Genomic DNA, 22,069 nt, shown 5'->3' with positions numbered 1-22,069 from the left:
ATTCAACGGTCGTTGAATCCGGTGGACTTTTTTATAATACAGTTATTTGTTGTCTGCGATGTTGAATTAATTCAGAGTCATACTCAATCTCTTCATAGATCTGAGTATTGTCTTCGTAAAATCGTTGAGCCCATTGTCTGTCACTGAAAAAGTCAAGGAAAGTTTCTGTTGATTCCTGCTCCTGATAAGGTGAGTTTAGAAAATCAGGAAGATCATCAAAGTCGTCTTTACCGATAATAAAAATGTTTTCCGGATTGTAAAAATGATAGTAGCGGATTTTTGAATTGGTCGTAACTAATTTCTTTTTAAAGAATAAGGATTCCAGCGTTCTGAGTGTTAAGCCGGTTTGACCGGAACGCATAATCTCCAGAATACCCTTGCTCTGTGCTACTAAGCTTAAATAATCATTGTAGGGGAGATAGCCTTCTTGATCATTCCCCTTCCCTTTTAAAATAAAGTAGTGACTGTCTATGTGAAGGGTGTTCAGAATTGCCAGAACAGTTTTTGCGACATCCATTCGTCCATTGTTTGAAGCGCCGAAGAACAAGTCGTGCTTCAACTCCCTATCTGGAAGAGTAAGTTGCTTTGAATAAAAGCTTGAGTTATGTTTCAAACTAAATTCTTGTGCTTCTATAGGATCAAAGCTGTAAATATCATCAATATTTTGTTCGGCCTGTGTTTGACGAAGCAATAGAATCTTTTCCTCCGTCATGTGATTCCAAAAAAACAAAATCAGTTTTGCCTGTGTTAAAGGTCTTACAATTTCAGCCATTATTGGCTCAAAACCATAATCCAAAAAAACAATCTGGTAGTAACGGGACAGCTTGTTTTTCCAGTATTCTGAATCAAAAGGAACGCGAAGCAGCTGATTACCGGCGATTACGTCAATACCAGATAAATTACCAAAGAAGTATAAATGTTTATCTTTTGCAACAAGTAATGTCGTTCTGTCTTGCATACTACTCTCCCCGCTTTCCAAAAATAGTGATATTTTTTCATTATATTATCACGTTCTTTTAATTTATGAACCTATTTTGCTTGAAATGATAAGAGAAGGCTGCTGATAGATAAGAAAAAAACTGGTTCTGTGACTGCTAGAACTGGTTTTTAAAACTTTTGTTGATACAGGGAAAATTTTTGCTGAGAGATGACAGAGTTCTTTGTCTGAGTATAAGGAAAATCTGAATAAGCAGTAAAAATTTGTTTTCTTTTTTTGATGTTCAATTCGCTAAAAATATTGTAAGTATGCATTTTAACTGTACCAATAGAAAGATATATTTCGTCAGAAATTTCCTGCTTTTGTTTGTGGCAGGAAGCAGAGTCAGATTTCTTTTTGAGAGAAGCCATAATACTGACAGAGATGTTCAAATTACATAGTTCCATCGGAGTTTTTCTCTTACCTGCTGTTTTTGTACTATCAGGATGTCATGGGTAAAATAGTTCATTAGAAATAGACAGACTAAAATAAAATAGATACCTTCGTACTTATCACAGCTATTCATTTTTAAAGATAAAGGAATGTATTGGTCAATATTAAATATGTATAGATATCTTCCAGTAAAATTAGAAGACCAAAAATCAAAGAGAGAAGAACTGCCTATTTATATATATTGCAGAATTTAAAGACAGTTTATCAATGTATTTTTTCCACTTCAGACAGCTGAAAGGATCAAGATAAATCATCAGCAGTTGATTTTGAAGATAATAAAGCCAGATTTTTAATGCTGAATTTGGAAGCAGAGGAACATTTAGCAGTTATACAGATAAGATAATTAAAAGAATATAGTTATGAGGATAAAAATCCAAATGTGATTTTTGAAGGTCCGGCGAAACTGCATCTGTGGAATGCGTTCGAGGATATATTATCTGCTTTATTTCACTGGCTGGAGTGTCTGACGGATATTAGAAGAGCAGCAAGTGGCGGAGAATGGTATGTTCATCGGGATGATACAGGTGCATAGTGGAATAAAAAGACATGCTGGCAAATGCCGATATGATGAATTGAATAAAAGCGTTTAGAGAAAAGAATCAAAGCCAAGATTGTTTACAGGATTGACAATTTCAGCCAACTGTTTTACTATTACAGAGGTGTATTTTTGTTAAGATAAATTCTTTAGTGACATATTTCGAAGGATTCTCTTACTATTGCGGTCATGGCGGAATGGCAGAAAGGGCACAGAAGATATCAAAAGACGCGGACGTGATGGAATGGCAGACATGCAAGATTGAGGGTCTTGTGGGCGTATGCTCGTGTGGGTTCAAATCCCATCGTCCGCATTAAATTAAATTAATTTTTATTTGGCGTTCTTTATCGAACTTTATTTGTTTGATAAGTGAGCGCCAAAATTGTTGTCTTTCGGAAATCGAAAGAAATCTGTTCTTTGTATGATTCGAGCATTCGAAGAAGCGGAGAAGTAAAGTCCCTCCATGCTTCGAGGATCGAAACGAAGTCCTTCAATTCTTAATGGCTCTGCCGTTTAGAAATTGATGAGATCGAAACGAAGTGTAGTGTAGTAGTGAGAACCGTAGACGTAGAAAAACGGATACAGTGTACTGTTTTGTCTCGAGAATCGTTAGATTCGCAGAGACAGCAGTTCTTCTATGCTACGCATATAGTTCTACTACATCAAGTGAGCTGGTTTCATTCAAGGAATACTTATCGAAACTACGCATACCATTCTGCTAAAGTAAGAATATAAGCAGAAGCGGCAAAGTAGAACTAGCACTTGTCGGTCCTAATCTGTGCCGAGTAATCGCAGGCAACATCTCGGAAATAAGGCGAACTATACTGAAACTATGAGCAGCTCCAGGGAGGTATCAATTCACAGCTATTCATTTTATGAATAGTGTTCCTTGACCATTTTCGTATAGTTCGCCTTATTGACATAAATCACTACGATTGACTTGTCAGAGTAGATGATGCATGTTACCTACCTGGTGTCATAAATCACTACGATTAACTTGTCAGAGTAGATGATGCATGATCCCTACGTGGTTCTTGAGGCAGAACACTTCTACTCCTTCGGTTACTCATCGCATGGAGACGCTTTGTCACAACCTCTAAAGATTGATAGTTAGTAATGTGAGAAGTCATATTTTCCTTTCTACAAAAAAATACGTGTGATGCGAATTAAAACTATGTGCACTAACTATCAATAACTTTCAATGTGTAAGACAAGCTGTTAAGAAAATTACTTCCCCAAGTTATTCTCTTGATAAAAGTATAGCCGTTAAATAATAAGTAAATTTGAAAAAAATATGCAAATTTGCATATTTTTGCGAATCAATAATGACTGTTATTCAAGATTTTACTAAGAATTAAGAACTCTGTATCTAGATATAATGGAGTTTTGGATTCTGCAAGTTAACAGAATTGTAAAACCGATTAATTTATATTTATTCTCATGAACAGACTTCTCTTTGAAATGAAGCAATTAGGCACCTCTGTCAGTTAAAAAAGGAGTATAATTTGGTCAGAGCATTGGAATTGGCAGCGATAAAAAGGAGTGTCGGTAATAAACGCTGGTCAGTTGGAAAAAGTGACATTGACAGAGATAATCGATGTATCAATCGCAGTTCGCATCTAGAAGTATATATGTTATCCGATAATAAAAAAACAGGGGATTTTACAAAAAAATGTGTTTAGAAAAATGTTCACTATTTTTTGTGATCTTTTTTTGTTATGGATTTTTTTCAGTTGGAAAATTGCTGCCGATTTCTATTTATGACACCTTTGGATTTCTGAGTATTTCTTTAATTTTAAACTGAGCAGTCTATTGATTCTGGCTGCACGAAATTGGTAGTTGAAACACTGATTTTTAAAGATTTTGTTTTGCTGTTGTAAGAACAAATAAATTCTGTTAAAGAAATACAAAAACTGTCTGCCTGATACAGCGAACAGCTTTTGTATTATCTGTCTGTTGAACTTTTTTTAAACTACACTGAACGATTAAAGCTTGGTTATTCCCCCGAGAAGATTGCGGGTTGCTTCTTCAATCAAACAGGTAGTTGAGTTTTTTTATTTACAGTCTTTTGAAGAAAAATGGGGAATAGAAAATACAGGATTTACTAGCAGCTGGTTTAGCTGTATGCAGATTCAGCATTTTTCATTTTCTGATTTATTTAATGATTCTATTGAAGAGAAGCTGTGTACACGACGAATAGTTCATCGATATAGGTGCTATTTGCTTCACCTATTGCTGCTCGATATGCATCAAGTTTGTCCTGATAATTGCTGAACACCTCAAATGGGATGAAATATTCCAGTAAACAGCTCTTGTCATAATCACCTTGTTTTAAAAGCTGCTTGAATTCTTCCAAAGTCATTCCCAATTCAGACAAGTCTGTTCCAGCAGCAGCAAGTGAAGCTTCTGCATCAGAATCAGACAGCTCTTCATTTTTTAAATAAAGTAGAACAGCGGTGATATATTGCAGCAATCGCGCTTTTTGAAGAATCATTTTGTTGCACAGATAAACAGCCAGTTCTTGTTCTGAAAACTCATGACCTTCAGTTTCTAAGCTGGAAACTATAAACTGGAGATCATTTACTAAAGTATCTGCAGCTGCAGATAAGCGATGATTGTCCATATCCTCTGTAAAGTTGGCATTGGGATACTGGTTCTTTAATTCTTCCCAAAGCATGGTATATTCAGATAACTGAAATAATTCTGAAATGATCGTTTGTGCGTACATCTTTTTGCTCCTTACTCTTGATAAGAGTTATTTTTTGTAACAGAGAATAGATAGTGAGGCATCTCTAGTTCCCTGTAAGTTTTAATAAAATATTTTTGAGGCAGCATGCCGTTCCGGATTGCTACCTTCATGGAGGCTAGATTAGTATCTCTGATAATAGATACAACTGTCTCAGCTTTTAATTCGTTAAAGGCATATTGCTTGCAGCGTTGGGCAGCTTCTATAGCGTAGCCTTTATGCCAGTATTCTTTTGCCAGATGATAGCCGATCTCAAGAAATGTTTCTCCTTCAATTTTCTGATTTGTTAATCCACATTCTCCAATAATCATACCGGAGGATTTTTTCCGAAGCCCCCATAGACCATAGCCATTTTCAGTGTAACTTTTCAGATTCCATTTCAGCCAGTTTTCTACTTCGTCATCTGAGAAACCATGTTCATAAGCATACATCACTTCAGGATTCTGTAAAAATGACTTTAGTCCGGTAACTGTTTCCTGTGACCACTCAAATAATTCCAATCGTTCTGTTTCCAACTGAATGGACATATTTGGCTCCTCCTTTGTAAAATGATAACTCTAACAGTTTAACATGGTTTCACACAAAGATAAAAGTACATTTGGGAGTGATTGCTAAATTGGAAGAAATAGTTTGGATACGCTGCAAACCTTTAAATTATTATAATTGTGGATAAATCCTAACCTATGCTGATTCTGATAGGATGTGTTTATTGTTGTTTAAATTTATTTAAATTATTATTTTGTAATTATTTTTTGGTAATCTGACTTACCAGATCTGAGTGTTATTCAAATTCATACAAGCGGTTATCTTTTGCCAGTCGCACTTTGTCAGGGCTGCAGAAAATAGGAAGTACTTACTTGATCCTATTATGCTTAGCAGTCAGTTTAATGGGACAACAATTGAATACTCTTCTGGGGAACAATTTTACCAAGGATAATAGGTTGTTAAAGTGGACTGCGATTCCATTTGATACAGAGGTACTAACACCAGATTAGTCTGTCATAAAAGATGATTCTGAATATCATGGCTATACTGAAATACCAATTGTCTGGAAATAATTTGAATTAGAAGACAAGGGGAAAGGCTGGTTGTAAACGTTGAACGACAGCTTAGCGTGCTTTTTTCATGAAAACAGAAGGAAAAGTAGCTATAATCAGCAGTCTGACAGCATCTCAGAAAACTGCTTGACAACTATTACCGCATATTGTACTATAGGCTAGCGTGGTAAAAACAGTTTGAGCTGTATTTTAATTACTGTGAAAGCCTGATATAGCTGTAAATTTACTGGAGAAATTTAGTAATAACGCAGGAAATGCTGTAAATTGAGTTGCGGTCATGGCGGAATTGGCAGACGCGCTAGCTTCAGGCGCTAGTGGTAGAAATACCGTGGAAGTTCGAGTCTTCTTGACCGCATAAAAGCCCTTATTCTTTTAGGAGAATAAGGGTTTTTTGTACGAAACGTCTGAACCGAAAACAGACATATGATTGTTTCGATTTAGAAATAGGCTAGACCGGGCTTCAAAAGACGAAAAAATAGCGAATTCAATAAAATAATTAAATTTTCAGATACTATTTTTGACAGGATGGAAGACTGTTCAAAAAAGTTTAAAGATTCAGTCAATTTTTTATTGCATTTTTTTCTATACTGGCGTAACTTAGACAGTATAAATTTTAAAAATGAGGGATTCAGTATGAGAAATTTTGAAAAGTCAAAAAAACTTGAAAATGTAAGTTATGATGTTCGTGGTCCTGTTTTAGAAGAAGCAGACAGAATGCAGGAGGAAGGCATCAATATCTTGAAATTAAATACTGGGAATCCCGCCCCATTTGGATTTGATGCCCCAAATGAAGTGGTTCGAGATATGATTATGAATGTACGCAACTCTGAAGGATATTCTGATTCGAAGGGAATTTTTTCAGCGAGAAAAGCCATTGAACAATATTGTCAGTTAAAGAAATTTCCTAATGTGACGATTAATGATATTTATACCGGGAATGGGGTCAGCGAGCTGATTACCATGTGTATGCAGGGCTTACTTGATAACGGAGATGAAGTATTGGTGCCAATGCCGGACTATCCTTTATGGACAGCATCTGTTTCCCTGGCAGGAGGAAACCCCGTTCATTACATTTGTGATGAGCAGGCAGAATGGTATCCTGATATTGATGATATCAAGTCAAAGATTACATCCAACACAAAAGCGATTGTAATTATTAATCCTAACAATCCGACAGGTGCTTTATATCCCAAAGAATTGTTATTGGAAATCGTGGAGATCGCCAGACAGAACGATTTGATTATTTATTCAGATGAAATTTATGATCGTCTGGTAATGGACGGCTTAACTCATGTTCCGATTGCAACATTGGCTCCTGATTTATTTGTTGTGACGTTAAATGGATTGTCAAAATCTCACCGTGTGGCTGGCTTTAGATGCGGCTGGATGGTTCTAAGCGGAGATAAAACAAGAGTGCAAGGATATATTGAAGGATTAAATATGCTTTCTTCTATGCGATTGTGCTCTAATGTACTGTCTCAGCAAATTATCCAAACAGCATTGGGCGGTTATCAGAGTGTAGATGAGCTTCTGCTTCCAGGCGGACGAATTTACGAACAGCGTGAATTTATTTATAATGCAATCAAGGATATTCCCGGGTTATCAGTTGTTAAGCCGAAAGCAGCCTTCTATATTTTCCCTAAAATAGATGTTGCCAAGTTTAATATTTATGATGATGAAAAATTTGTTCTGGACTTTCTTCATGAACATCATATTTTATTAGTTCATGGCGGCGGGTTTAACTGGAATCAGCCGGATCATTTTCGAATTGTTTATCTCCCTAAAATGGAGGATCTGAAATATACAACCGAAAAGATGACAGAGTTTTTGAGTACGTATAGACAAAAATAGCAGTCAAAGACTGGGGCCTCCTAAAGGTTTCCAGTTTTTTCATTTTATTAAGAATTGAAGATAAACTGTTCGAGTATACAGAGTGATTACTGCATAGAGAACAATAGAATATTTATTTAAATGTTACAGGAACTATCTGTTTGAAAATTATTTATTTTATTGCTTAGTCATAATGTTTCGCACAGCTTGAATTTGGTAATGGAAATCGTATAAAATAAAGACCGCTTAAAAAGTATTTAAGCAGTCGTCATTTCTTCTCTTTTTGCAATTTTAGCTTACTTAGTAGTCATTTTTAGTCAATCATTGTACATTCTTTTTTGCTGATGACCATTCGATTTGTATATTTTTCTTTCATATCAGAGCTGGGATCATTAACCACAACTAAATATGAATTCTCATACTCTTTTTCTACATAGCCAACATGATTGTCTTTTTCCCAAGTAAAGCTGACTTTTTGTTCTTGTGCGATAAATAACACTCCTTAGTCTTAAAAAATAAAGTGATGTTGACAGTTGGTGAAGTGAATGAAGTTTCTTGCAGTTTATTATGCAATAAAGTACAATAAATTCAAAATGCGAATTCGCATATTTTTAATTAATTAAATGTTTTTGATAATCATTTTTTATAAAATGTTTTATTAGGAGTGAGAGTATGAATTCTTTTGGAAGTGTTATCAAAGAGATACGGAAAAAAAGAAAACTGACTCAAAAGATGCTGTCGGAAGATATTTGTTCGCAAAGCGTTTTAAGTCGGATTGAAAATAATGAAGAGCTTCCGAATGTGGTCGTGATGCAGCAAATCTGTCAGCGACTCGGTGTGACGATGGATCAAATCATGCAGTTTCAATCGAAAGAAGTTCAGGTAGTGACACAGATGTTTGAAAAATTTGGCAACTATTTCCGCCACAAGGAATATGATAAGCTGATTCAATCCATAAAAGAAACTGGTTTGGAAGAACGTATTTATCTGGATACGGACTGGCAGCGCTACTATTATTATTTGGGAAGTTGTGAATTTTATTTATACCATAATTATGAACGGGCTGTTTTTTCCTTAAGAAAAGGGCTGTCGTATACCTATCAGACAAATAAGAGTAATCTTTCCGATCTTGAAATTCAGTTAATCAGCTGTTTGGGCAGTGTCTATGGCTTGATGGGGAAAAATGATGCAGCTGAGAAATATTTGAAGCTAAGTATTTATTATTTTCATGAATTGCCAAATGAAAGAATCAATGCGGAACTTACAAAGATCTTTTTTAACTATGCCTCATTTCTTCTTCAGGAAAACAGACCGAATGAAGCGCAGGTTCTCATTGATCAGGGTATTGTTTGGGCACGAAAAAAGAACAGCTACTACTACTTAGAAGAATTATTTGACCTGAAAAGCAAATTGTTGACAATGACCGGTAATGATAAGGATGCAGAAGTCTACAGTAAATTAACTGAACAGATAGGCCAAATAGCAACGATGAAATTATAGAAGGAATGGTCTACACCATTCTTGACTTATAGGCTGAGAAAGAGTAACTTAAACAGTGAGATAATTAAAGAAAGAAGGATGGTTATGAAAACATTTGTCTTTGCAGAAAAGTTCTTTTTGAAAAGTGATGTAAAAGGGCCGGGTTATCTGGAAATAACCGATGGAATATTTGGAGATTTTTACAAAGAACTGCCTGAGGGTGAAGTTCAGGTTATTAAAGAAGAAGGAAAGTGGATTGCCCCGGGACTGGTAGACACGCATATTCATGGATTTATGAATCATGATGTAATGGATAATGATGCAGAAGGGATAAAAGTTATGTCGGAAGGACTTCTTTCCTGTGGAGTGACTTCTTTTCTGCCGACAACATTGACGTCCAGCAAAGAAAGATTGAAGGCTGTTGCTGAAACAATCGGAAAGGTTTATCAGGAAGTTCCTGGAGCTAAGATTCAGGGAATTTACTTTGAAGGACCATTTTTTACTGAGGAACATAAAGGGGCGCAAAATCCTAGTTATTTTGGAGATCCTGATTTGGCTGCTTTCCATGACTGGCAGGAAGCTTCCGGCGGTTTGATCAAGAAAATTGCATTGGCCCCTGAACGTAAAGGTGTTAAAGAATTTGTCAAAACGGTGACTGACGAAGGCGTAGTTGTTTCCTTGGGACACAGCGATGCAACACTGGAGCAGGCTGCTGAAGCAGTAGAAGCCGGAGCAAGTGTATTTGTTCATGCTTACAACGGAATGAGAGCATTGAATCATCGCGAACCCGGTATGGTGGGGGCGCTGATGTCATTAAAACATGTTTTTTCAGAGTTAATCTGTGATGGTCATCATGTTCATCCCAATGCGGCGGATATACTGATGGAAAAAGCCGGACATGACCATGTTGCGTTAATTACAGATTGTATGATGGCCGGCGGTATGCCCGATGGCGATTATAATCTGGGCGAATTTCCGGTAGTTGTCAAAGATGGAACAGCCCGTCTTGAATCCGGGAATCTTGCAGGGAGTATTCTTAAGTTAAAAGAAGCAATCAAAAATGTAGTGGACTGGGAAATTGCGACCCCTGAACAGGCAATTATGATGGCAAGTCTGGTACCGGCAGTCAGCTGTAAAATTGAAGATAAATGCGGAATGATCGCAAGCGGTAGGGATGCAGATTTTATTGTTCTAAACCCGTCAATGGAGCTGGAAGCAACCTATCTTGATGGAGTAGAACGATACCGAACAGAAAAATAAAACATAAAAAACTCTCGGGCTTACATCAAGCCCAAGAGTTTTTATTGTTCATACAGGGGGTAATGTAGGCGATTCGATAGTTCCATCCTCATAGGCAATAAAGAAATCACTTAAAAAATAAGGATAAATCTCAATGTCGGTCTTATAAAGTGATTGAGGAATAACAAAGGTCTCCGCCTTGTTCCCACCGATGAAATCTCCATCAATTGTTTGACACACAACAAGAAAGTCAGCTTCTTTCCAGTCATTCACTTCTTCCATGGACAGTGTCTCTTCAGAGCTCAGAAAATTTATGCTGGTTTCAAAGATTTCTTCAATATTCATTTGAAAGACGAAAAAAGGATCATCGTCGGACTGCTCCTGTTCAGCTGAGGCTAAAGCTAAGAAGCTGTGAGGGTCTTTTTCAGTAAGTTCTTCTTTCAGTTTGTGAAAATCCATTTTATTCACCTACTTTTCGTTTTTAATACGCACCAGAAAATTAACAGTTGTATTTCTGGATAGACCTTTTGCTTCCAATTCAATTTCTTTACATAACAAGTCAGAACCTTCGTAAATGGGGGTAACTCGGTAACGGATTGTTTCCCCGTCATCCATAGCTTTTCGCACCTGATTCTCATATTTTGTCATGTAGGGAGTATTTACAGGTGTTTGATAAAGGGTTGTCAGATTTCTTGCATCATCTCCAGTGCCGCCCATTTGTCTGCCGATAAGATGTCCGCGAGAATGATTATAGGGTTCTTTTCCGGAAATAAAGCCGGGAGGACGAATCTCCTGCTTTGCAGAAGTACCAGTATTGACCATTTCTGGTTTAAGTAAGGCCTCAGCCCCTGTTGCTCTGCCCAGAGAATCCAGCTCGTGATAGGTGATCCATCCCTTTTTACTGTCTTTTAGTTCACTGTCAGTGAATGTTGCAGTTCCCAGTTCTTCCGGTCCTGGGTTTGTTGACTCCCCATTTGAAGGAGGGCTAGGAATGCTTTGTTCTACAGGTGCAGGCTCCATTCCAAAAAGCTCCTGAATCTGATCGGGTACCTGTATACCTAAAACACTTAATACTAAAATAATCAGCACGCCTGCCAATAGCAGCATGGGGTGATGTTTAAGAGAATCATTTTTCTTTGCCATACGTTTACTCCTTCATTTTACACTCATTCAAATATTATACGAAAAAAACGGACAAAGGAAAAGGCATTTAAAGATTTTCTAATGGAAGAATATCGGGGCAATTAACTGCTAACTGTGATAAAATTTTTAATGAGAGGATAGATGCAGATGAGTTATATTGATGTAATAAATGAATACAAAAGATATCACATGGGAAATACAGTGATCACGGCCAATGACGGGATTACCTTTTCTGTAGAAAAGGGTGAAGTAGCAGTTATTTTGGGTCCCAGTGGAGCCGGGAAATCGACAGTTTTAAATATTTTAGGCGGTATGGATTCTTGTGATGAAGGACAAATTATTATAGATACGACAGATATCGCCAAATTCAACAGCAAGGAACTGACCACCTATCGCAGAAATGATGTCGGTTTTGTTTTTCAATTCTATAATCTGGTTCCCAATTTAACAGCAAAAGAAAATGTGGAGCTGGCTTCACAAATTGTTTCAGATGCATTGGAGCCTGTCGAAGTATTAAAATCTGTTGGTTTGGGTGACCGTTTGGATAATTTTCCGGCACAGCTTTCTGGAGGAGAGCAGCAGCGTGTAACAATTGCCAGAGCGATTGCAAAAAAACCAAAGCTTTTACTTTGTGATGAACCAACTGGGGCATTGGACTACGAAACCGGGAAACAAATTTTGAGCATTCTTCAGGATACAGCCAGAAACACTGGTACAACAGTAATTATTATCACGCATAACTCGGCTTTGGCTCCGATGGCTGATCGGGTTATTCGAATCAATGATGCAAAAGTGCGGAGTATGACTACAAATGAGCATCCTGTTCCGGTTGCCGATATAGAATGGTAGGTTTTATGGAATGAAAAAAACGGCACTGTTAAAAACAAGTTTACGTGAAATCAGACAAACAAAGACACGTTTCCTGTCAATTACGGGGATTATCTTTTTAGGAGTAATGCTCTTTGTCGGCTTGAAGGCGACAGGTCCTGACATGATTGATACGGCTGACCGCTATTTTTCCAAACAAAAACTTGCAGATGGCCGAATCGTTTCTACGTTGGGACTAACAGAAAAAGATCTTGAAGCAGTAAAAAAATCTGAGGATGTTTCTGAGGTTTTACCTCGATATACAGCAGATGTGATGATTTCAAGTGAGAATGTTGCGATAAAATTTATTGGGAAAGATTTGTCTGCAAAGGATCAGCTGGTGGATTATGTAGTTACTGATGGCAGAATGCCTGAAAAAAGCGGAGAAATTGCATTAGACAGTTTGGCTGCTTTAACGAATAGTTACAAATTAAATGATACAATAGAGCTTTCGGACTCAGATGATCCGGACAATCAATTGAAGGTCCATGAGTTTAAAATTGTTGGCTTTGTTCAGTCACCTGAATATATCGAGGATATATCAAGAGGAAATACTACGGTTGGCAAAGGTACATTGGATTACTTTGCAGTCGTATCAGAAAATGATCTGGATCTTTCGGCATATACTGAAATTCTGTTTTCTTTTAAAGGTTTAGAGGGTAAAGGAACATACAGTTCTTCGTATGAAGCAGCGAGAGACAACGGAATTGCTGAACTGGAAAAGCAAACTGCCGCACGCCCAGAAGAAAGGGTGGAAGAAATTCGTTCAGAAGCTGCAGAGGAGCTGGCAGCTGCAGAGAAGCAGATTCTTGATGGTGAAAATGCTTTAAAAGAAGCAGAACAAAAATTGAAGGAAAGCAAGACCGACTTGGATGAAGGATGGTCTGCTTTGGAAGAAGCTGAGGCAGCTTTTGCTTCGCAGATATCAGCAGGTGAAAATGAACTGGCAGAAAATCAGGCAACGATCGATGCTTCTGAAGCAGAGCTGGTTAGTCAAAGAGCTCTGTTGGAACAAAAGAAGGCAGAGCTGGAGGCCGCAGCCGGGCAAGTAATAGAGGGGCAGAATGCTTTAAATCAACTTCAGTCAAGTCGGGCTGAACTGGTATCAAACTGGAACCTTCTGCAGCAGAAATTTGAAGACTACCAGGGTCTGACGGCCTCTATTACTGCTTTGCAGATGATTGAAGACGACTATTTTGCGAGCGCAGTTGCACAGCAGTCAGCTGAATGGATTGGGATTTTACAGCAGAACCAGGCATCAGCAGAGATTATGGCAGCAGTTCAACAATTGATCAATCAGCCTGTAAAAGAAAATATTGCTGTTTATGTAAATACAGTTAATCCAGTATTGCTTGAAATTCAAAACCAGCAGAATCAGCTAAATGAAGGAATTCAAACAATCGATGCTCAAGCTACCCAAATTCAACAACAGATTGCTGAGTATAATGCCGGTCAACAGCAGATTATTTCTGCCGAAAGTCAATTACAGCAGGGGGCGGCTCAACTGGCAGACAGCAAGTCACAGCTGGCTGCAGGTTGGGCACAGCTGGAGCAATCTCGTGCAGAAGGACAGGCACAGCTGAATGCTTCCAGACAACAGCTTACTGAAGCTGAAGCTGCCTATAATGAAGGACAGGCAGAATTTGAAAAACAGAAGAAAGAAAAAGAACCTGAACTGGCAGCTGCCAAAAAGGAACTGAATGAAAAGAAGCAGGAACTGGCGGATTTAAAAGAACCGACCTATTATTATTTCACCAGAGACGACAATCCCGGGTACAAAGAATATAAAGAAAATGCTAATCGAATTTCTTCGCTGGCCGTTGTTTTCCCGATCTTTTTCTTTTTGATTGCAGCTCTTGTAAGCCTGACAACTATGACAAGAATGGTGGAAGAGAAGCGAACAGAAATTGGAAGCTTGAAAGCAATCGGTTATAAAAATTCAGAGATTGCGTTTAAATTTCTTCTCTATGGTATTACTGCAAGTCTTTGCGGCACAGTTCTTGGTTTAGCCGTCGGTTACTATCTGTTCCCGGTAATTATTTTTAATGCCTATGGTCAGTTATACAATATTCCGAACTTTATTACACCATGGTACCTTGACTATAGTCTGATTGCTGTAGTGGTTGCTGTTTTATGTACAGTGGGGGCTTCACTGGTTGTGCTTCGGATTGATTTATTTAGTACACCAGCTGTTTTGCTTCGCCCTAAATCGCCGAAAGCCGGAAAAAGAATATTATTGGAACGTCTGACACCAGTCTGGAAACGGATGAGTTTCATTGGAAAAGTCACGGCTAGAAATTTATTTCGCTATAAGCAGAGAATGCTGATGACGGTTTTAGGGATTGCCGGCTGTATGTCGCTGATTATCACTGGATTTGGACTGAGAGATTCCATTTCAGAGATTGTAGTGATCCAGTTTAATAAAATCTGGCATTATCAGGCAGTGGTTACGGCTTCTGATAATGAAACGGATGATGAATATAAGGAATATCAGGCTGAGCTGGATCGGATAGATGGGCTGAAAAGCGTCATGTCTCTCCATGCGGAAATATTTGAAACGACAGATGAAGCAAAAGCGGTGCAGAATGTTTCAGTTTATGTCCCGGAAAAGCCAGATGAAATCTCTTCATTTATTACGTTTATCAATCGCCGGACTAGTGAAGAATACAAATTGGCAGACGATGGTGTAATTATTAATGAGAAGTTGTCTAAGTTGTTCGGGTATAAAGTAAATGATGAACTTGTTTTAAAAGATTCTGATAATCAGGAATATACTTTTAAAATTAAAGGAATTGCAGAGAATTATACAGGACACTTTGTTTATATGACACCGGATTATTATAAGAAAGTTATTGGGGAAGCCCCGGTTTACAGAACAGATTTTCTTCTGTTTGATAAGAAACCGACAACGAAGGTTGAAACAGATACAGCTGAAATACTGATGGAAAATCCGGGTATTCTCAATATCTCATTTCTTTCCAGCTCCAGTGATAGTTTGAGTGACACGATCAGCAGTCTTAACGTAGTTGTCTGGGTTCTGATTGTGGTATCAGGCTTGCTGGCATTTATCGTTTTATACAATCTGACGAATATCAATGTATCTGAGCGAATTAGGGAATTGTCAACAATCAAAGTACTCGGCTTCTACGACAATGAAGTGACGATGTATGTTTACCGTGAGAATATTATTCTAACGATCATTGGGATTTTATTTGGTACGGCTCTGGGCAAGATTGTTCATAGATATGTGTTGGAGACAGTGGAAGTGGATATGCTGATGTTTTTTCCAACCATACATTGGATTAGCTATGTGTATTCTGCATTAATTACCTTATTCTTTACTTTTTTTGTAATGATTCTAATGCATAGAAAGTTGGAAAAGGTCGATATGATTGATGCGCTGAAATTAAATGAATAGATTTCTAAAAGATAAGACTAAAGCGTTTATTTAGAAAGATATTGTTTTATTGGACAGTATAGTGTCTTTCTCTTTATCGAGAGGCTGTTAAAAAAATCAATATTTTAACTGTATTACTCAACTTTCGAATTTTAAAATCTAAGCTTATCCATTGTTATTATTGAATCCAAGAAGATTTTAAAAGAACCCTTGAGTTATAAATTAACTTCTGCGAGCTTTTTTTAAAATTGGAAGGCAACGAATACGGAAGCGGTCGTAGTTACAGTTACTTGACTAATTCAATACGAAGTCATGCTGCAAATTTCCAAATAAAATTAATACAATAAATTAAGTTATGTTTTTCTCTTTCGGCACCAAAGCTTCGTTGTACTTTTCCAGGTTCGAAAGCTGATTCTGTTTTTTGAATCTAGAAAGATAGTAAGAAAATCTGTGTTATAAAATGAGATTTGAAGGTTAGTCAAGCTATATACCTTTTTCTAATAAAATAAACTATTATTTTGCTTCTGATTATTGTTTTTCCGATATTCCCTGTTATTTATGTGTAAATATTGGTAAACTATAAATAGCGTCAAACAAGAAAGGAAGTGAGAAGGTGATACAGGGAATACCGATTCAGACGATCTACTTGTATATCCTGATTATCTGTGCAGGGATTGCAGTACTTCTTTTGCTGATAGGTGATATTTTTGATTTTGACGGTCCCATTGATCCAATGCTGCTTATACCATGGATTGCCTTTACGTCACTCTTTGGCTATCTGGGAGAATACATAACGGACTGGAATCATTGGCTCATTTTACTGGCTGGCGGAGCCATTTCAACCATCATTGTCTTCGTATTGAATTTCTATTTGTTCAGCCCTATGAGAAATGCAGAATCTACGATATCTATCTCAGAAAGAGACATGGAAGGAAGTACCGCAACAGTGATTACTCCGATTCCGGTTAACGGCATGGGAGAAATCCAATTCAAAAGTGTGACTGGATCGCTCAGCAGACCTGCAGCTTTCTATACTCCTCAGGAAAAGGAAGTGGAAAGAGGTCAGGAAGTATTGATTATTGAGGTGCGTGATCGAGTTTGTTATGTTGTACCCTATGAAAATACACTTAAGTTATAAGGGGATATGAGAAATTAAAAGGGAAGTAATGAAGCAGCTGTAATCTCTTGAAGAAATAGTTATAAGCTGCAAAGTTGTTTTAGGATTGGGAATGTATGTCTCTTAAGAAGACAGTCCATCTTCAAGGCGTGGGCTGCCTTAATGCCAAAAAGAAAAAGGAGTTTGATAGTATGGATTTATTTATTTTTGCCCCAATTGCATTGGCTGTATTTGTTTTATTAATGATGTTGATTATTTTTGTTTCCAAGTACCAGACAGCAAAACCGGATGAAGCGTTAATCATCAGCGGAAGCTATCTAGGCTCAAAAAATGTGCATAAAGACGATCGTGGAAATAAAATTAAAATTGTGCGTGGTGGAGGAGCCTTTGTTCTTCCAGTTTTCCAACGTTCAAACCGGATCAGTCTGTTATCAAGTAAACTGGATGTTTCTACTCCTGAAGTTTATACTGAGCAAGGGGTTCCGGTAATGTGTGATGGAACATCGATTATCAAAATCGGTTCATCTGTAGAAGAAATAGCTACAGCTGCAGAGCAATTTTTAGGAAAAACTCGGGAAGAACTGGAAAATGAAGCGAGAGAAGTACTGGAAGGTCATTTGCGTTCTATTCTGGGTTCGATGACAGTGGAAGAAATTTATCAAAATAGAGATAAATTCAGCCAGAGTGTTCAGGAAGTAGCCAGTGTTGACTTGGCAAAAATGGGGCTGATTATTGTCTCGTTCACGATTAAAGAGGTACGCGATAAAAATGGTTACTTGGATTCATTGGGTAAGCCTAGAATTGCTCAGGTAAAACGAGATGCGAATATTGCCGAAGCAGAAGCACTGAAGGAGACAAGAATTAAAAAAGCAGAAGCTGAAAAAGATTCACAACAGGCAGAACTGCAAAGACAAACAGAAATTGCTGAAGCATCGAAGGAAAAAGAATTGAAGCTTGCAATCTATAAAGAAGAACAGGATATTGCCAAAGCGAAAGCCGATCAGGCCTATAATCTGGAAAGTGCCCGAGCACAGCAGGAAGTTATTGCTCAGGAAATGGAAATCAAAGTTATTGAACGCCAAAAGCAAATTGAGTTGGAAGAAAAAGAAATTACGCGTCGTGAGAAACAATATGATTCTGAAGTGAAGAAAAAAGCTGATGCTGACCGTTACGCGAAAGAGCAAGAAGCACTTGCACAAAAAGCGCGTGAAGTCGCAGAAGCGGAAGCAGAACGCTTTAGAGTGGAAAGCTTGGCTGAAGCGGAAGCAAACCAAACACGCTTAGCCGGTCAGGCTCAGGCGGAAGCTATTCTGGCTCGAGGAAAGGCCGAAGCAGAAGCAAAACAAAAAATCGCCGATGCTTTCAAACAATATGGTGAAGCTGCAGTACTAAGCATGGTTCTGGAAATGCTGCCTGAATTAATGAAAGAAGCAGCACAGCCTTTGGGTAATATTGATAGAATTTCTGTTGTAGATACTGGTTCCGGCGGAGAAAATTCCGGAGCAAACCGTATTACCAACTACGCAACCAACCTGCTTGCAGGAACTCAGGAAACCCTGAAAGAAACAACTGGTTTGGATGTAAAGGAACTCATCGAAAACTTTACAAAAAGAGGAACCAGCAGTAGTGTAAATTACTACGAAAACGGTGACTCAGCCGATTCAAAAGAATAGGATAATAAGAAGATTAATCGATCAATTAATGAGACTGGGACATAACTCAAAAAGTTATATTCCAGTCTCTTAAAATCCAGATAAACGGTGGGAGCAGAAGCAACTCCTTGGGAAATAAGCTGAAATTCTCTAAAATTTATGGAGCAATTTTCGTGAATTCCTTCTTATTTCTCGGAGTTAAACATTTGTCCCAACCTCATTATACTGAAAAGTACCTGTCCAGTTTTTTTGCAGTTTGGATAACTAAATGTAAAAAAGTTGAACTGCTGTACTAAAGATTTAAGTATGTGTCGTAATTAAAAACAGAGTTAAGGTCAGAGCATTAGCTGTTTCTAGAATTTTTACAGCTAATTTGAATCCAGTTAGGGATGAAGTCAATGTTCTTTGCTGAGCTGCTCCTGTGTTGGCTCCGCATTTTTTGGATTAGAAGCCTAACTTAGTCTTAGGTTGATCGATACGCTAGAGAGAATGTCGGTGAAGAAGAATAATTAGATGCAAAAAATGGTAGAATCAAAAGTATCAGCTCTTATTTTTCATAAGAAGAATAAATTTTCAGAGATAAAATTTATTTATATAAAAGTTATATTAGTTTAAAAATAAATGAAAAAGATGAAGAAGGTTGTTTTTTCATTTCGAGAAAAATGATTGAAATAGAAAATAAACTATATAATAGTACATAAAATCTAATTCCAGCTGTTGTAAAAATATTCAGAACCAGAAAAAATCTTAGGACACAGCTGTTGCTTCCTGACACATAAAAGGATACATATTAGCATTTTTGAGAACTAATTCAATTTTTGAAAATCGCTATATAAATTTAAAGTTTTTTAATAACTTTTGGAGTAAAGAGTGTAATTTCAGACGTCATTTTGGTTTGCAGAAGAGTTTTTTTGAAGTATCATAGATGTGTCAGGATATAATCAGTATTGCAATTTTCCTTTTTTTATCATCAGATGAAATCAGTGCAAATCAGTGTGAATACTCATCTTTATCCGTAAATCAATAGTAAAGGTTGTTGTTATGTGGGAGGTTGTTTTTTTTGTTGTTATCATATTCCACACTATTTCCAATAGTTTGAATTGGAAATTTCAAATGAAAAGAGTAAATAATAAATATTTTAAACAGATGTATTTGATAGAAAAAATGCATCTATATAGAAAATAGAATACCTATTCAGTCTCTTTCTTCTCGTCAATTCTTTTGTTTATTTTCTTTCGCAGCTTCTCCAGTTCTTTCTCTTTTTTTTCCAGTTCCAACAAATCTTCGTCGATTTGGCGTTGTTTTTCAATTGGCTTGGAACGTATAAGAAAATTTATCGAGATTGCCACAAATGTTCCAATAAATGTGTCAAGAACCCGTTCAAATGCATAATAGACAGATTCACCCTGCGGCACACTTAATGCAATCATCAGCAATGTCGCGATTGCAGAGATAATTCCGGGGTTGTTGCCGATGCCGTCTGATAAAACAATAACAATGATAACCAGAAAAGGCAGGAAAAAGAGTTCAACCATAAAATCATTGGAGAAATATTTCAAGACAAAGAAGTATAATAGAGCAAGCATACCGCCAATCGAATTTCCGATTACCCGTGATTTGCCAAAAGCTAGGCTGGAAGTTAGATCCTGACGCAGGGAAAAAACGGCTGAAAGTGCTGCAATCATGGGACCTCCCCGATCAAAAATCTTGAATAATAAAATACATATCATAACTGCCAGAGCACTTTTCATTGTCCGCATGCCCAAACGGAATGGACCGATTACCATAATTTTCTCTCCTAAAAAAATATTTATTATTCCATGATAACCGAAATAGAGGTAAAATTACTAGTGATGAATTTTAGAATCAATAAATTTTTACGAGGAGATGTATAAATGAAAATAGGATTACGAACCGTTAAAACAGCTTTCAGCGCAGCTGTTTCAATTGTTTTAGCCTCCGGATTGGGTTTGCTGAATCCTGCTTCAGCTGGAATCATCTCCGTTTTAAGTGTGACAGCAACAAAGAGATCCTCGTTTTTAACAGGAATTTATCGGCTGCTTTCTTTGGCACTTGCTACAGGTATTGCTTTTTTATGTTTCTATATTTTGGGATTCACGCCTTGGGCATTTGGCATCTATCTGTTATTGTTCATTCCGGCGGCAGTTTCTTTGAATTTGTCTGACGGGATTGTAGTCAGTTCAGTACTCGTCACACATTATCTGATTGCTGGATACATAACTTGGGAATTGATAGCCAATGAATTTCTATTGATGATTATTGGAGTGGGAATGGCATTGCTGATGAACCTTTACATGCCGGATGTGGAAAAACGCTTAAAGGAGGATCAGGAAGTAATAGAAGCAGTTTTTAGAAAAATATTACATGATATGGCAATGTACTTAAATAAAAATCAGAAGGAGCGAAGTTTGTTTGCTCGCTGTGATGATTTGAAAAGCCTGATAAATGAAGGGCAGGACTGGGCAAAAAATCATGCGGAAAATCAGCTGCTGTCCAAAGACAGTTACTATCTGGACTACTTTACTATGAGAAGAATTCAAAGTACCATTTTAAAGGATATGTTAAGACTGTTGGAACGTGTGATTGTCGAACCGGAGCAGGTTAAAAATATTCAGGAGCTTCTAGCCTATACCTCTCAAACATTTTCAGAAGCAAATGATGGTAGGGAAATATTGGACAGAATACGTGCAGTTTACGAAATTTACAGAGAAAAACCTCTTCCGGTGTCCAGGAAAGAATTTGAGAATAGAGCGGAGCTTTTCCAGTTTTTGCAGCTGTTTTATTCATTTATTGAAGTGAAGGAAGAATTTGCAAAGGATAACTTAAATAAAATCAATGGTAATAACCGGGAAGAAGGCTGAGCTTTTCGGAAAAGCTAAACGATGAGAAAAGTTTGAAAAGAAAATACACAGACATAAGGCGGAGTAGTATGGATGATTCTGCCTTTTTTTATTAAAAAGAGTAAGCGGTCAGCCTCTTTTATGACAACCTTTATTTATAAAGATGGAAATGTTAGAATAGTTTTGTTAGTTGAAAGTATTTTTTGAAACATCAATTACCAGAAAAAAAAGGCTTTATGGAGATTCAAGGGGAGAATACAATGGAAATAAATGAAAAAGATTTTTTGCTGGAAAAAGCAAGACAGGCCGCAGACAGTCTTGGTGCATTTTTAGATCAGGAACAGGAAGCAGCTGGCAGTTTAGCAGAATCAAATGACAGTCGAATCAAGAAGACAATTTCCAGAAAGCCTCAGGAGGACATGGTCCACCTGAGGGATGAGAGAAAAAAACTTCTGTAACAATAACTTGTAACTGATTTGAATCGGTTGTTAGATTGAGATACTCATCTAAAGTAAGACTCAAAAAGACACGGGAGAAGAATGCTGGAGCGCTCCAGCATTCTTCTCCCGTGTCTTTTTATGATTAGGGTGTGTCTGAAACCTATTGAGAATTGAAATTAAAAGTTGTTCCTACGCTTCTTCGAATGCTCATCGCATGTCTTAGGGACATACGAGACATGCTATATGCACAGCCTCGATAAATATTCCTTGAATAGA

18 protein-coding genes and 2 tRNA genes are annotated in these 22,069 nt (G+C 37.3%); 12 read left to right on the top strand and 8 right to left on the bottom strand.

What is annotated here, in order from left to right:
• Positions 1–31 precede the first annotated feature (31 nt).
• Entirely contained in the window at positions 32–958 is a 927-nt protein-coding gene (locus LI951_RS03100; protein ID WP_202068913.1) for an oligosaccharide biosynthesis protein Alg14, read from the bottom strand.
• Between the two features lie 149 nt (positions 959–1,107).
• On the bottom strand, positions 1,108–1,347 hold the full coding sequence (locus LI951_RS15325) for a LuxR C-terminal-related transcriptional regulator (protein ID WP_420705908.1): 240 nt from the start codon (positions 1,345–1,347) through the stop codon (positions 1,108–1,110).
• A 461-nt stretch (positions 1,348–1,808) separates the two neighbouring features.
• On the opposite strand from LI951_RS15325, the gene LI951_RS03095 reads away from it, so the two are divergent.
• Positions 1,809–1,961 carry a hypothetical protein gene (locus LI951_RS03095; protein WP_229441219.1) on the top strand — a complete coding sequence of 51 codons (153 nt, stop codon included), beginning with the start codon at positions 1,809–1,811 and terminating at the stop codon, positions 1,959–1,961.
• A gap of 233 nt (positions 1,962–2,194) precedes the next feature.
• Positions 2,195–2,277, top strand: a tRNA-Leu gene (locus LI951_RS03090).
• A 1,854-nt stretch (positions 2,278–4,131) separates the two neighbouring features.
• On the opposite strand, the gene LI951_RS03085 is transcribed toward LI951_RS03090, so the two are convergent.
• Positions 4,132–4,692: a hypothetical protein gene (locus LI951_RS03085; protein ID WP_229441218.1), complete on the bottom strand. Its 561-nt coding sequence runs from the start codon at positions 4,690–4,692 to the stop codon at positions 4,132–4,134.
• Between the two features lie 11 nt (positions 4,693–4,703).
• Positions 4,704–5,237, bottom strand: a complete 534-nt coding sequence (locus tag LI951_RS03080) for a GNAT family N-acetyltransferase (protein WP_229441217.1) — start codon at positions 5,235–5,237, stop codon at positions 4,704–4,706.
• An 802-nt stretch (positions 5,238–6,039) separates the two neighbouring features.
• Between LI951_RS03080 and LI951_RS03075 the strand changes: the two genes are divergently transcribed.
• Together LI951_RS03075 and LI951_RS03070 are read left to right on the top strand one after the other, a co-directional pair.
• Positions 6,040–6,123 (top strand) — tRNA-Leu (locus tag LI951_RS03075).
• Positions 6,124–6,401: 278 nt separating this feature from the next.
• A complete protein-coding gene (locus tag LI951_RS03070; RefSeq protein WP_202068292.1) occupies positions 6,402–7,619 on the top strand; it encodes a pyridoxal phosphate-dependent aminotransferase in 1,218 nt (405 codons plus the stop codon).
• A 292-nt stretch (positions 7,620–7,911) separates the two neighbouring features.
• On the opposite strand, the gene LI951_RS03065 is transcribed toward LI951_RS03070, so the two are convergent.
• On the bottom strand, positions 7,912–8,097 hold the full coding sequence (locus LI951_RS03065) for a hypothetical protein (protein WP_202068389.1): 186 nt from the start codon (positions 8,095–8,097) through the stop codon (positions 7,912–7,914).
• A gap of 173 nt (positions 8,098–8,270) precedes the next feature.
• On the opposite strand from LI951_RS03065, the gene LI951_RS03060 reads away from it, so the two are divergent.
• Positions 8,271–9,098 carry a helix-turn-helix domain-containing protein gene (locus LI951_RS03060; RefSeq protein ID WP_202068294.1) on the top strand — a complete coding sequence of 276 codons (828 nt, stop codon included), beginning with the start codon at positions 8,271–8,273 and terminating at the stop codon, positions 9,096–9,098.
• An 84-nt stretch (positions 9,099–9,182) separates the two neighbouring features.
• Positions 9,183–10,337: an N-acetylglucosamine-6-phosphate deacetylase gene (nagA, locus tag LI951_RS03055; protein WP_229441216.1), complete on the top strand. Its 1,155-nt coding sequence runs from the start codon at positions 9,183–9,185 to the stop codon at positions 10,335–10,337.
• 48 nt (positions 10,338–10,385) lie between these two features.
• Here nagA and LI951_RS03050 read toward each other — a convergent pair whose 3' ends face one another.
• The gene (locus LI951_RS03050) at positions 10,386–10,775 is read right to left on the bottom strand and encodes a hypothetical protein (RefSeq protein ID WP_229441215.1); all 390 of its coding nucleotides are present in this window, start codon (positions 10,773–10,775) and stop codon (positions 10,386–10,388) included.
• 9 nt (positions 10,776–10,784) lie between these two features.
• Positions 10,785–11,459, bottom strand: coding sequence for a DNA/RNA non-specific endonuclease (locus LI951_RS03045; RefSeq protein WP_202068298.1), 675 nt, complete (start codon positions 11,457–11,459; stop codon positions 10,785–10,787).
• A gap of 147 nt (positions 11,460–11,606) precedes the next feature.
• Between LI951_RS03045 and LI951_RS03040 the strand changes: the two genes are divergently transcribed.
• From LI951_RS03040 to LI951_RS03025, 4 genes are all read left to right on the top strand, one after another.
• On the top strand, positions 11,607–12,308 hold the full coding sequence (locus tag LI951_RS03040; protein ID WP_202068299.1) for an ABC transporter ATP-binding protein: 702 nt from the start codon (positions 11,607–11,609) through the stop codon (positions 12,306–12,308).
• Positions 12,309–12,318: 10 nt separating this feature from the next.
• On the top strand, positions 12,319–15,744 hold the full coding sequence (locus LI951_RS03035; protein ID WP_229441214.1) for an ABC transporter permease: 3,426 nt from the start codon (positions 12,319–12,321) through the stop codon (positions 15,742–15,744).
• A gap of 592 nt (positions 15,745–16,336) precedes the next feature.
• Positions 16,337–16,861 (top strand): hypothetical protein, encoded by a 525-nt coding sequence (locus LI951_RS03030; RefSeq protein ID WP_202068301.1) that lies wholly within the window; start codon positions 16,337–16,339, stop codon positions 16,859–16,861.
• A gap of 170 nt (positions 16,862–17,031) precedes the next feature.
• Positions 17,032–18,513 (top strand): flotillin family protein, encoded by a 1,482-nt coding sequence (locus tag LI951_RS03025; RefSeq protein ID WP_202068302.1) that lies wholly within the window; start codon positions 17,032–17,034, stop codon positions 18,511–18,513.
• Between the two features lie 1,169 nt (positions 18,514–19,682).
• Here LI951_RS03025 and LI951_RS03020 read toward each other — a convergent pair.
• Positions 19,683–20,279 carry an FUSC family protein gene (locus tag LI951_RS03020; protein WP_202068304.1) on the bottom strand — a complete coding sequence of 199 codons (597 nt, stop codon included), beginning with the start codon at positions 20,277–20,279 and terminating at the stop codon, positions 19,683–19,685.
• Between the two features lie 108 nt (positions 20,280–20,387).
• Between LI951_RS03020 and LI951_RS03015 the strand changes: the two genes are divergently transcribed.
• Both LI951_RS03015 and LI951_RS03010 read left to right on the top strand, forming a co-directional pair.
• Positions 20,388–21,374, top strand: coding sequence for an aromatic acid exporter family protein (locus LI951_RS03015; RefSeq protein WP_229441213.1), 987 nt, complete (start codon positions 20,388–20,390; stop codon positions 21,372–21,374).
• Between the two features lie 239 nt (positions 21,375–21,613).
• Positions 21,614–21,811, top strand: a complete 198-nt coding sequence (locus LI951_RS03010) for a hypothetical protein (RefSeq protein WP_229441212.1) — start codon at positions 21,614–21,616, stop codon at positions 21,809–21,811.
• The last annotated feature ends 258 nt before the right edge of the window (positions 21,812–22,069 follow it).

The organism is Enterococcus sp. BWT-B8 (genome assembly GCF_020567625.1).
Lineage (GTDB): Bacteria > Bacillota > Bacilli > Lactobacillales > Enterococcaceae > Enterococcus_L.
The sequence above is the reverse complement of the archived record's forward strand: the minus strand, read 5'-3'. Positions and strand labels throughout refer to the sequence as shown.

Coding starts and splice junctions, on each gene's coding strand:
- LI951_RS03100 (WP_202068913.1), bottom strand. CDS start 958: ATGCAAGACAGAACGACATTACTTGTTGCAAAAGATAAACATTTATAC.
- LI951_RS15325 (WP_420705908.1), bottom strand. CDS start 1,347: ATGGCTTCTCTCAAAAAGAAATCTGACTCTGCTTCCTGCCACAAACAA.
- LI951_RS03085 (WP_229441218.1), bottom strand. CDS start 4,692: ATGTACGCACAAACGATCATTTCAGAATTATTTCAGTTATCTGAATAT.
- LI951_RS03080 (WP_229441217.1), bottom strand. CDS start 5,237: ATGTCCATTCAGTTGGAAACAGAACGATTGGAATTATTTGAGTGGTCA.
- LI951_RS03070 (WP_202068292.1), top strand. CDS start 6,402: ATGAGAAATTTTGAAAAGTCAAAAAAACTTGAAAATGTAAGTTATGAT.
- LI951_RS03060 (WP_202068294.1), top strand. CDS start 8,271: ATGAATTCTTTTGGAAGTGTTATCAAAGAGATACGGAAAAAAAGAAAA.
- nagA (WP_229441216.1), top strand. CDS start 9,183: ATGAAAACATTTGTCTTTGCAGAAAAGTTCTTTTTGAAAAGTGATGTA.
- LI951_RS03050 (WP_229441215.1), bottom strand. CDS start 10,775: ATGGATTTTCACAAACTGAAAGAAGAACTTACTGAAAAAGACCCTCAC.
- LI951_RS03045 (WP_202068298.1), bottom strand. CDS start 11,459: ATGGCAAAGAAAAATGATTCTCTTAAACATCACCCCATGCTGCTATTG.
- LI951_RS03040 (WP_202068299.1), top strand. CDS start 11,607: ATGAGTTATATTGATGTAATAAATGAATACAAAAGATATCACATGGGA.
- LI951_RS03035 (WP_229441214.1), top strand. CDS start 12,319: ATGAAAAAAACGGCACTGTTAAAAACAAGTTTACGTGAAATCAGACAA.
- LI951_RS03025 (WP_202068302.1), top strand. CDS start 17,032: ATGGATTTATTTATTTTTGCCCCAATTGCATTGGCTGTATTTGTTTTA.
- LI951_RS03020 (WP_202068304.1), bottom strand. CDS start 20,279: ATGGTAATCGGTCCATTCCGTTTGGGCATGCGGACAATGAAAAGTGCT.
- LI951_RS03015 (WP_229441213.1), top strand. CDS start 20,388: ATGAAAATAGGATTACGAACCGTTAAAACAGCTTTCAGCGCAGCTGTT.
- LI951_RS03010 (WP_229441212.1), top strand. CDS start 21,614: ATGGAAATAAATGAAAAAGATTTTTTGCTGGAAAAAGCAAGACAGGCC.